Source organism: Streptomyces colwelliae, from assembly GCF_048158785.1.
Classification (GTDB): Bacteria; Actinomycetota; Actinomycetes; order Streptomycetales; family Streptomycetaceae; genus Streptomyces.
Genome location: NZ_JBLTJC010000365.1, coordinates 1 through 10121, shown reverse-complemented (window position 1 = coordinate 10121; position 10121 = coordinate 1). Strand labels below are relative to the sequence as shown.

11 protein-coding genes are annotated in these 10121 nt (G+C 71.3%); 3 read left to right on the top strand and 8 right to left on the bottom strand.

Annotated features, from left to right (window positions below):
* The 3 genes from ACNFOC_RS43880 to pdhA form a co-directional block, all read right to left on the bottom strand.
* Positions 1–429: biotin/lipoyl-containing protein (locus ACNFOC_RS43880; protein ID WP_416964603.1), on the bottom strand; the 429-nt coding region annotated here is incomplete at its 3' end.
* The gene (locus tag ACNFOC_RS43875; protein WP_416964602.1) at positions 429–1433 is read right to left on the bottom strand and encodes an alpha-ketoacid dehydrogenase subunit beta; all 1005 of its coding nucleotides are present in this window, start codon (positions 1431–1433) and stop codon (positions 429–431) included. The genes ACNFOC_RS43875 and ACNFOC_RS43880, both read right to left, overlap by 1 nt.
* A complete protein-coding gene (pdhA, locus tag ACNFOC_RS43870) occupies positions 1430–2566 on the bottom strand; it encodes a pyruvate dehydrogenase (acetyl-transferring) E1 component subunit alpha (protein ID WP_416964601.1) in 1137 nt (378 codons plus the stop codon). The genes ACNFOC_RS43875 and pdhA overlap by 4 nt, the downstream gene beginning before the upstream one ends.
* Before the next feature lie 174 nt (positions 2567–2740).
* On the opposite strand from pdhA, the gene ACNFOC_RS43865 reads away from it, so the two are divergent.
* Positions 2741–3238, top strand: a complete 498-nt coding sequence (locus tag ACNFOC_RS43865; protein WP_416964600.1) for an Lrp/AsnC family transcriptional regulator — start codon at positions 2741–2743, stop codon at positions 3236–3238.
* A 6-nt stretch (positions 3239–3244) separates the two neighbouring features.
* Here the strand turns inward: ACNFOC_RS43865 and ACNFOC_RS43860 are convergent, their stop codons facing one another.
* Both ACNFOC_RS43860 and ACNFOC_RS43855 read right to left on the bottom strand, forming a co-directional pair.
* A complete protein-coding gene (locus ACNFOC_RS43860) occupies positions 3245–3835 on the bottom strand; it encodes a TetR/AcrR family transcriptional regulator (RefSeq protein ID WP_416964599.1) in 591 nt (196 codons plus the stop codon).
* A complete protein-coding gene (locus tag ACNFOC_RS43855) occupies positions 3832–5346 on the bottom strand; it encodes a 3-hydroxyacyl-CoA dehydrogenase (protein WP_416964598.1) in 1515 nt (504 codons plus the stop codon). Before ACNFOC_RS43855 ends, ACNFOC_RS43860 begins: the two co-directional genes overlap by 4 nt.
* A 172-nt stretch (positions 5347–5518) precedes the next feature.
* Here ACNFOC_RS43855 and paaN point away from each other — a divergent pair, with 172 nt between their 5' ends.
* Entirely contained in the window at positions 5519–7210 is a 1692-nt protein-coding gene (gene paaN, locus ACNFOC_RS43850; RefSeq protein WP_416964597.1) for a phenylacetic acid degradation protein PaaN, read from the top strand.
* 69 nt (positions 7211–7279) lie between these two features.
* Here paaN and ACNFOC_RS43845 read toward each other — a convergent pair whose 3' ends face one another.
* From ACNFOC_RS43845 to ACNFOC_RS43835, 3 genes are read right to left on the bottom strand one after another with little or no spacing between them, the layout of a single operon-like run.
* Positions 7280–8032 (bottom strand): TrmH family RNA methyltransferase, encoded by a 753-nt coding sequence (locus tag ACNFOC_RS43845; protein WP_416964596.1) that lies wholly within the window; start codon positions 8030–8032, stop codon positions 7280–7282.
* A complete protein-coding gene (locus ACNFOC_RS43840) occupies positions 8029–9252 on the bottom strand; it encodes an HTTM domain-containing protein (RefSeq protein WP_416964595.1) in 1224 nt (407 codons plus the stop codon). Before ACNFOC_RS43840 ends, ACNFOC_RS43845 begins: the two co-directional genes overlap by 4 nt.
* The gene (locus ACNFOC_RS43835; RefSeq protein WP_416964594.1) at positions 9249–9830 is read right to left on the bottom strand and encodes a DUF5819 family protein; all 582 of its coding nucleotides are present in this window, start codon (positions 9828–9830) and stop codon (positions 9249–9251) included. Before ACNFOC_RS43835 ends, ACNFOC_RS43840 begins: the two co-directional genes overlap by 4 nt.
* Between ACNFOC_RS43835 and ACNFOC_RS43830 the strand changes: the two genes are divergently transcribed.
* Positions 9813–10121: hypothetical protein (locus tag ACNFOC_RS43830; RefSeq protein WP_416964593.1), on the top strand; the 309-nt coding region annotated here is incomplete at its 3' end. The genes ACNFOC_RS43835 and ACNFOC_RS43830 overlap by 18 nt on opposite strands.

Below are 10121 nucleotides of genomic sequence, written 5' to 3'. Positions count from 1 at the left end.
CAGGATCTCGCTGACACCGGAAGGCGACAACGGCCGGCTCTTCGGTGCGCGCTCCGCGATCTCCGCCAGCGTGGGATCACCGACCTCGATGCGGAGCTGCCGTAAGTCCGCCGCCCATGTCTCCAACACCAGCACGTTCCCCGAGCCCTCGGACTCGGCGCCGGTCTCGACGTCGGAGGCCGGTGCCCCCACCGCGACCGTCAACAGCGGGGAGCCGACGGGCAGTTCCGTGCCCTCCTCGCCGAAGCGGGCCGTGACGACACCGCCGTAGGGACACGGCACCTCGACCATCGCCTTGGCCGTCTCGACCTCGACGACCGGCTGGTCGATGGCGACGACATCGCCGACCTGGACCAGCCAGCGCACGATCTCCGCCTCGGTCAGTCCCTCGCCGAGGTCGGGGAGCTTGAACTCCAGCACCTGTGCCATCAGTTCTCCGCCTCCCACTGGAGCCGGCCCACGGCGTCCAGGATCCGGTCGACGCCGGGCAGATGGTGCCGCTCCAGCATCGGCGGCGGATACGGGATGTCGAACCCGGCGACGCGCAGCACCGGCGCCTCCAGGTGGTGGAAGCAGCGCTCGGTGACGCGGGCCGCGATCTCGCCGCCCGGGCCGCCGTAGCCGCCCGACTCGTGGACGACGAGTGCGCGGCCGGTCCGGCGTACCGACGCGCACACCGTCTCGTCGTCGAACGGCACCAGGGAGCGCAGGTCGACGACTTCGAGGTCCCAGCCCTCGGCCCGGGCCGCCTCGGCGGCTTCGAGGCAGACGGGCAGGGACGGGCCGTAGGTGATGAGTGTGGCGCTGCGGCCCGTCCGGCGTACGACCGCGCGGCCGATCGGGTCGACGGGGGTCGGCTCGTCGGGGTTCCAGGTGTCCTTCGACCAGTACAGGCGCTTGGGCTCCAGGAAGACGACCGGGTCGTCGGAGGCGATGGCGGCGCGCAGCAGGCCGTAGGCGTCGGCGACGGTCGCGGGGGTGACGACGTGGAGGCCCGGGGTCGCCATGTAGTAGGCCTCGGAGGAGTCGCTGTGGTGCTCGACGCCGCCGATGCCGCCGCCGTAGGGGACGCGGATGGTGATCGGGAGGGGCATGGCGCCGCGGGTGCGGTTGCGCATGCGGGAGACGTGGCTGATCAGTTGCTCGAACGCCGGGTAGGCGAAGGCGTCGAACTGCATCTCCACGACCGGGCGCAGGCCGTACATCGCCATGCCGACGGCCGTGCCGAGGATGCCCGCCTCGGCGAGGGGGGTGTCCGTGCAGCGGTCCTCGCCGAACTCCTTCGCGAGGCCGTCGGTGACCCGGAAGACTCCGCCGAGGGTGCCGACGTCCTCGCCCATGACGTGCACGGTGGGGTCGGCGGCCATGGCGTCGCGCAACGCGCGCGTGAGGGCCTGCGCCATGGTGGCGGGCTTGAGGGCGACGGTGGTCATGAGTGCGTCCCGTCCCGCTCGGCCGCCAGCTCCGCCGCCAACTGTTCGCGCTGCTCGCGCAGTTGGGGGGTGGGCTCGGCATACACGTCGGCGAACAGGTCCATGGGGTCGAGCACCGGGTCCTGGTTCATGTGCGCGCGCAGCTCGGCCGCCATGGTCTCGGCGGCGTCGCGCGCGGCCTTGATGCCGTCCTCGTCGATGAGTCCGCGCTCGGTGAGTTCGTGCTCCAGGAGGGCGATCGGGTCGTGCGCGCGCCAGGCCTCGACCTCGGTGTCACCGCGGTAGCGGGTCGCGTCGTCGGCGTTGGTGTGGGCCTCGATGCGGTAGGTGATCGCCTCGACGAGCGTGGGACCACCGCCCTCGCGCGCGTGCCGTACGGCGTCGGCGAGTACCTGGTGCACGGCGACCGCGTCGTTGCCGTCGACCAGGCGGCCGGGCATGCCGTAGCCGACGGCCTTGTGGGCCAGGGAGGGAGCCGCGGTCTGCTTGGCGAGGGGGACGGAGATCGCGAAGCCGTTGTTCTGGACGAGGAAGACGACCGGGGCCTGCCAGACGGCGGCGAAGTTCAGCGCCTCGTGGAAGTCGCCCTCGCTGGTGCCGCCGTCGCCGACCATGGCGAGCGCGACCACGTCGTCGCCCTTGAGGCGGGCCGCGTGGGCGAGACCGACCGCGTGCGGGAGCTGGGTGGCGAGCGGGGTGCTCAGGGGGGCGATGCGGTGCTCGCGCGGGTCGTAGCCGGTGTGCCAGTCGCCGCGCAGCAGGGTGAGGGCCTGCACGGGGTCGAGGCCGCGGGCGACGGCGGCGAGCGTGTCGCGGTAGCTGGGGAAGAGCCAGTCCTGCTCCTGGAGGACCAGTGCGGCGGCGACCTCACAGGCTTCCTGACCGGTGGTGGAGGGGTACACGGCGAGCCGGCCCTGCTTGGTGAGGGCGGTGGCCTGCGCGTTGTACCGGCGGCCACGCACCAGCTCGGCGTACAGCCGGCGCAGCAGACCGGGGTCGGCCTGCGCGGCCGCCTCGGTGCCGAGCACGCGGTACGGCACGGCGTCGGGCAGCAGCGGCGCGGGGTCCGTGCGCGGCTGCCAGGCGGGCGGCGGTGTGGGCCGGTACGCGCCCCGCTGCTCCATGACCGTCATGACGGCACCTCCTCGTGGGAGTGGCTCGGAGAGACGCGTCGGACGTGCCGCGCCTCCCTACCGATTGTTCGGTCGTCGGCACATTTTGGCTACAGGCACCTTCAGGCTGTGGACAAACGGTTCTCCACAACCTGAAATGAACGCAGTACGTCCATGGTAGAGAGGCGGGGGGACATGGCACCTGAACAAATGGCCGAAGGCCCGGAGGCGGGCAACGCCCCGCCCCCGCGTCCGCTCGACGCCATTGATCAGGACATCCTTCAGATGCTCCAGGCGGACGGCCGCGCGTCGATAAGGTCGGTCGCCGAACGGGTGCACGTCTCGCGCGCCAACGCCTACGCGCGGATCAACCGGCTCATCGAGGACGGTGTCATCCGCGGCTTCGGCGCCCGGGTCGATCACGAACGCGCCGGTCAGGGCACATCCGCGTACATCACCCTGAAGATCGTGCAGAACTCCTGGCGCACGGTCCGCGAGCAGCTGAGACTGCTCCCGGGGGCCTCGCACATCGCGCTGGTGGGCGGCGACTTCGACGTCCTGCTGCTGGTGCACACACCGGACAACCGGGCGCTGCGCGAGCTGGTCCTCACCCGGCTCCAGGCGATCCCGGAGGTGCTCAGCTCGCGCACGCTGCTGGTGTTCGAGGAGGAGGACCTGGAGCCCCAGAGCTGACCTGACTCAGCTTTGTGCGCGCAGGCCGGAGAAGACCAACTGGGCCACCGCGTCGGTCACTTCGCGCTCGCCCATGCCCCGCGCGTCGGGCCGGTACCACTCCACGATGGAGTTGATCATCCCGAAGACGAGCCGGGTCGCGAGCCGTACCTCCACGTCACCGCGGAGATCGCCGTCGGCCGCCGCGGCCTTCAGCAGGTCGGCCACCCGGTGGTCGAAGTCGCGCCGCCGCTCCAGGGCCCACCGTTCGGTGTCGGTGTTGCCGCGCACCCGCAGCAGCAGCGTCACGTACGGCAACTCGGAGGTCAGCACCTCGACCATCCGCCGGACGACGTACTCCAGCCGCTCGACGGCACGCCCCACGCGTGCGTGCTCCTCGTCGAGGATCCCGAAGAGGCCGTCCAGGGCGCGGCTGACGGCGCGGCGGAGCAGTTCCTCCTTGCCGGTGACGTGGTGGTAGATCGACGACTTGGAGATACCGGCCGCCTTGGCGAGGTGCTCCATGGAGGTGCCGTCGTAGCCGCGCTCGATGAAGACCTGGACGGCGACGGAGAGCAGGGTCTCCGGGGTGTACGTGTCGCGCTTGGCGGTGGTCATGGGGTGCCCTCCCGCTTCTCGGTGGCGTACGCGTGGCGGTAGAGCGCGAGGGACGGCGCGTACCGTCCCGAAGGATCACGCAGGTGCAGGTCGTCCAGGAGGTCGTAGGCCCAGCTGCGGCCGAGCCTGCGGCTCCATTCGAACGGACCCAGAGGGTAGTTGACACCCAGGCGCATCGCGGTGTCGATGTCCTCCTCGGTGGCGACGCCCTTGGCGACGGCGTCGTGCGCCAGGTCGACGATCCGGGCCACCGTGCGGGCGACGATCATCCCGGGGGCGTCCCCGATGAGGCTGACGTTCTTGCCGAGCGCCTGGAAGAGGCCGATCGCCTCGGAGAGGGTCTGTGAGGCGGTGTCCTGGGAGGCGGACAGGGCGATGCGGCCGGCCCTGCGGTAGTCGAGCGCGAGGTCGAAGTAGACGACGTCGCGGAACTCGACAGAGGTCTGTCCGTCGGCGAGCGCCAGCTGACCGCCGCCCGGCAGCACCATGCGGGTGCCGTGGTCCTCTTCCTCCTCGCGGACGACGATGCCCGCCTCGCGGATCAGCGTGGCCAGTTCGGCGGCGGGGCCCAGATCGCCCTCCACGACGACGTACGCGGGCGCCTGGGCCGGTTCCGCGGTGTGCGGCTCGGGCTGCTCGGCGTCGTCCCCGTGGTCGTACCAGCCGTGCCCGGTCTTGCGGCCGAGGCGGCCCGACTCGACCAGGCGGCGCTGCGCGAGGGAGGGCGTGAAGCGCACGTCCTGGAAGAAGGACTGCCACACGGAGTGCGTGACGGACTCGTTGACGTCCTGCCCGATGAGGTCGGTCAGCTCGAAGGCGCCCATCTTGAAGCCGCCCGCCTCGCGCAGGACGGCGTCGATGGTGGCCGGGTCGGCGGCCTGTGCCTCGTAGACCGCGAAGGCCTCGGCGTAGAAGGGCCGGGCGATGCGGTTGACGATGAAACCGGGGGTGTCCGCGCACGCTACGGGCGTCTTGCCCCAGGCGCGGGACATCTCGTACGCGCGCGTGGCCGACGAGACGTCGGTGGCGAACCCGGAGACGACCTCGACGAGCGGCAGCAGCGGCGCCGGGTTGAAGAAGTGCAGGCCGACGAAGCGGCCGGGGTTGCGCAGGGCGCCGCCGATGGCCGTCACCGACAGGGACGAGGTGTTGGTGGCGAGCAGACAGTCCTCGCCGACGATGTCCTCCAGGTCGCGCATCAGCTGCTGCTTGACGTCCAGCTGCTCCAGGACGGCCTCGACGACGAGGGTGCAGTCCGCGAGGTCGGCGAGGGTCTCGGCGGGCAGCAGACGGGTGCGTGCGGCGTCCCGGTCGGCGGCGGTGAGCCGGTCCTTCTCGACGAGCCGGTCGAGCCGTGCGCCGATCGCGTCGGTCGCTTCCCGGGCCCGCCCCGGGACGGCGTCGTACAGCCGTACGACGTGGCCCGCGGTCAGCGCGACCTGGGCGATGCCCTGGCCCATGGTGCCGGTGCCGACGACGGCCACGGGGCTGCTGAGGTCGAGTGCTGTCATGTGCGCGATCCTCCCGCACGGGGTTTTCCACAGATGCGGCGGACCCCCTTGTCCCGACCGATCGTTCGGTTACTCTAACTCTGACCGCCTGTTTCCGCCCCTGATCCTTTCCCTGTTCCCGCCCAGGTCATGAGCTCGCAGACGAGTTCTTGAAACGAGGAGTTGGTCCCGCATGGCCGCCGTACTGACCGCGCACGAGCTGATCGCCCGGCACCGGCCGACACTCGACCAGGCGCTGGAAGCGATCCGCACGCGCGCGTACTGGTCCCCGCACCCCGAACACCCGAAGGCGTACGGCGAGCACGGCAGCCTGGACGCGGCGGCGGGCAAGGCCGCCTTCGACGCCCTCCTGGGCACCCGCCTCGACCTCGGCCAGCCCGGCACGGACGACTGGGTGGGCGGCGAAGTGTCGCCGTACGGCGTCGAGTTGGGCGTGACGTACCCGCACGCCGACCTCGACGTGCTGCTGCCGGCCATGCGCGCCGGGCAGCGGGCGTGGCGGGACGCGGGCGCGGAGGCGCGTGCCGTGGTCTGTGTCGAGATCCTCAAGCGGATCAGCGACCGGACGCACGAGTTCGCGCACGCGGTCATGCACACCAGCGGCCAGGCCTTCATGATGGCGTTCCAGGCGGGCGGCCCGCACGCCCAGGACCGCGGCCTGGAAGCGGTGGCGTACGCGTACGTGGAGCAGGTCCGCACCCCCGACACCGCGGAGTGGACCAAGCCCCAGGGCAAGCGCGACCCGCTCGTGATGAACAAGCAGTTCACGCCGGTGCCGCGCGGGACCGCCCTGGTCATCGGCTGCAACACCTTCCCGACGTGGAACGGCTATCCGGGCCTGTTCGCCTCCCTCGCCACCGGCAACGCGGTCCTGGTGAAGCCCCACCCGCGCGCGGTGCTGCCGCTCGCGCTCACCGTGCAGATCGCGCGCGAGGTGCTCACCGAGGCCGGCTTCGACCCGAACCTGGTGGCGCTGGCCGCCGAGCGTCCCGGTGAGGGCATCGCCAAGACGCTGGCCACCCGCCCCGAGATCCGGATCATCGACTACACGGGCTCGACCGGCTTCGGCGACTGGCTGGAGGCCAACGCCCGCCAGGCGCAGGTCTACACGGAGAAGGCCGGCGTCAACACGGTCGTCGTCGAGTCGACCGACGACTACAAGGGGATGCTGTCCAACCTGGCGTTCTCCCTGTCGCTGTACAGCGGCCAGATGTGCACGACCCCGCAGAACCTGCTGATCCCCCGTGACGGCATCCGCACCGAGGACGGTCCTCGGTCCTACGACGAGGTCGTCGCCGACCTCGCGCGGTCCGTGGACGGTCTCCTGGGCGACGACGCGCGCGCGAACGGCCTGCTGGGCGCGCTGGTCAACCCGGAGGTGAAGGCCCGCCTGGAGGCGGCCGCCGGGCTCGGTGAAGTCGCCCTCGCCTCACGGGAGATCGCCAACCCGGAGTTCCCGGACGCGGTCGTCCGGACCCCGGTGATCGTGAAGCTGGACGGGGCCAAGCCGGACGACGAGGCCGCGTACATGAGCGAGTGCTTCGGGCCGGTCTCCTTCGCCGTCGCGGTCGACTCCGTCGGGGACGCGGTGGAGTTGTTGCGGCGGACGGTGCGGGAGAAGGGGGCGATGACGGTTGGGGCGTACACCACCGACGAGGAGGTGGAGCGGGCTGTTGAGGAGGTCTGTCTGGAGGAGGCGGCGCAGTTGTCGCTGAATCTGACCGGTGGGGTGTTCGTCAATCAGACGGCCGCGTTCTCCGACTTCCACGGGTCTGGTGGCAACCCGGCTGCCAACGCTGCCCTGTGTGATGGGGCGTTTGTCGCGAACCGGTTCCGGGTTGTTGAGGTTCGTCGGGACGCCTAGGAACTCGGGGGGTTCGGTGGCTGCGCGAGTGGCGGTTCGTTGTGGCTGGTCGCGCAGTTCCCCGCGCCCCTAAAGGGGCGCTGCTGTGGACGTGCTCCAGTGGTACAGGGTCATCGCCACGCTCGTCGCCAGGTTGTAGCTGGAGACCTGGGGGCGCATCGGTAGGGCCACCAAGTGGTCTGTGCGCGCGCGGAGTTCAGCGGAGAGGCCGTTGCGCTCCGAGCCGAAGGCCAGGACGGCGTCGTCCGGGAGCTTCAGGGACCGGATGTCGTCGCCCTCCGGGTCGAGGGCGAACAGCGGGCCTGACGGCAGCTCGTCGACCGGCAGGCGCTCCACGGCGGTCGCGTAGTGCAGGCCCGCCCCGGCACGCACGACCGTGGGGTGCCAGGGGTCGAGCGTCCCGGTGGTGACCACCCCGGTCACCCCGAAACCGGCGGCGAGGCGGATCACGGCACCGGCGTTGCCCAGGTTGCGCGGGTTGTCGAGGACGATCACCGGCGCGCTACGGGGCGTGTGCGCGAGCTGCTGGAGGTTGGCCTCGCGCGCGGGGCGTACGGCCAGGGCGGCCACCGCGGTGGGGTGGGGGCGCGGCACGAGCGACCGGTACGTGTCCTCCGGGACCTCCGTCAGCAGCGCGGCCAGGGTGTCCCGTACGTCGGGGGCCAGTTCGTCGGCGAGGGCGAGGGCCGCCCGCCGGTCCGTGGCGACCGCCACCGGCACCTCGGCCCCGAAGCGCAGCGCGTGCTTGAGGGCGTGGAAGCCGTCGAGCAGCACGCAGGTGTCGGCGAGCCGGTGCCAGGCGGCTGCGGCGGGGTCGGTCATGCCGTGAAGCCTACGTGGCTGTGCTCGGGGTTCTCCGGGGCGCGAGGCTCCCCCGGATCCCCGTCCGGCACCGTAGCGCCGCCCCGCGCGAACACCCGCCCACGCGCGCGTGCCACCCACCCTCCCAGCCGCCGCAGGAACGACGTCGGCAGGAAGACCGCGTCCGTCGCGATCATCGCCAGGGAGAAGAACGGCAGCCCCAGGAGCACGGCGATCACGGCGTGCTCGGTCATCATCAGGGCCAGCAGGACGTTCTTGACGCGCCGGTTGAAGAGCGTGAACGGGAAGGCGACCTGGACGATCACGGTCCCGTAGGTCACGAGCATGACCATCGTGCCGCTGCCGGCCAGCAGGTCGGCGAGGGCGGGCCAGGGCGAGAAGTAGTCGAGGTGGAGCGGGTAGTAGACGGCGGTGCCGTCCTGCCAGCGGGAACCCTGGATCTTGTACCAGCCGGCCGTCGCGTAGATCAGACAGGCCTCGCTCGCGATCACGAACAGCGCACCGTTGTGGATCACGTTCGCGACGACGTCGAGCAGCACCCGGGGCTCGTACGACGTCGCGTACCGCCCGATCACCCACCACAGGGCCTGCGCCAGCCAGACGCCCCACAGGAGCGCGGGCACGAACCAGTCGCTGTCGAACCGGCCCCCCGCGGTCACCGCGACGAGCCCCGCGCCGAGCACGATCCACAGGACGGGCCCGACCCGGTCGGGAATCCGCTCCCCACGCGTGCGTGCCTCCCGCGTACGCGCGGCCCGGCGCGCGTCGAGGGACCAGACCCGGCCGCAGCGGGTGAACACCAGGTACAGGGACATCAGGTGCAGGACGTTGTCGCCGCCGTCGCCCATGAAGACGCTGCGGTTCTGAAGCGAGAGCACGCCGACCATGAACAGCACGGACATCGTGCGGGTGCGCCAGCCCAGCAGCAGCAGGACGCTCGCCAGCACGGCCAGCGCGTACACCGTCTCGAACCAGAACTGCCCGTTCCACCACATCAGGGCGGTGAACGCGCCGTTGTCCGCGATCAGTTGGCGGGCGAGGTCCCAGCTCCAGGGGCCGTCGGGGCCGTAGAGCTCCTGGCGGTGGGGCAGTTCGCGGAGCAGGAACAGCAGCCAGGTGCCGGCGAAGCCGATGCGGATCACGGCGCTCTGGTAGGGGCCGAGGGCCGACTCGGTGACGCGGGAGATGCCTCGGGAGACCGAGAGTGCGAAGCCGTTCACCGGATGCCTCCCGCGGCCTCGTCCGCCGGGACCGGCCACCAGGGCAGCAGGCGGTACTGGGGGGTGGTCGACACCTGCTCGTCACTCCACTCGGGCGGGGGCACGTTGGTGGTGCGGGAGCGGACCTGGACGCGCTCGACGGCGCCGCCCTGTCCGCCGGCCGCGTCGTCCCGGTCCAGGCGCAGCACGACGATGCGCCGCAGATACGTCTCCGCGAGCGTGCCGCGCAGGCCGATCGGGCGGTTGGAACTGTCGTGCGTGGCGGTGAGGAAGTCCCAGGCCCGGCGCAGTTCGTTCTGCTCGGTGTGGCTCGGCAGCAGATTGCCGTCGATGGCCGCGCCGTCCTCGGCCGACAGGTCGTACCAGCCGGTCGTACGGGTCGTGCCGTCCACGGTACGGACATCGGCGCGCACCTGGACCTCGATGTTCTGCTGCAACGGGTTCGGCGCGAAGAGCTTCCAGTTCTGCTCGAACTCCGGGTAGATCCACTCGTCGATCGCCTTGCCGTGCTGCTTCGTCACCGTGTTCGACGGCGCGACGTGCAGGAACACCATCCCGAGATGGACGAGCGCGGCCACCGCGACGACCGCGACCGCCAGCGCGGCACCGACCTGATAGCGCAGGGACAGCGCGGCGACTCCGATACGGGCGTCGGGGTACGCGGGGACGGCGGTGGGGGCGTCCGCGGGGTCGTACGACGGCTGCGGCTGTCCCTGTGCCTGTGGTGGTGCCTGTGGCCCGGCCTCCAGATCCGCATCGGCGGCGACCAGGCCCTCTTCCGCCTTCTCAACAAGCTCATCCTTGAGACGGAGGGCGCGGTCGACCAGCCCTTCATCGACGAACACACCCACGGCTACGAGGAGTTCGCC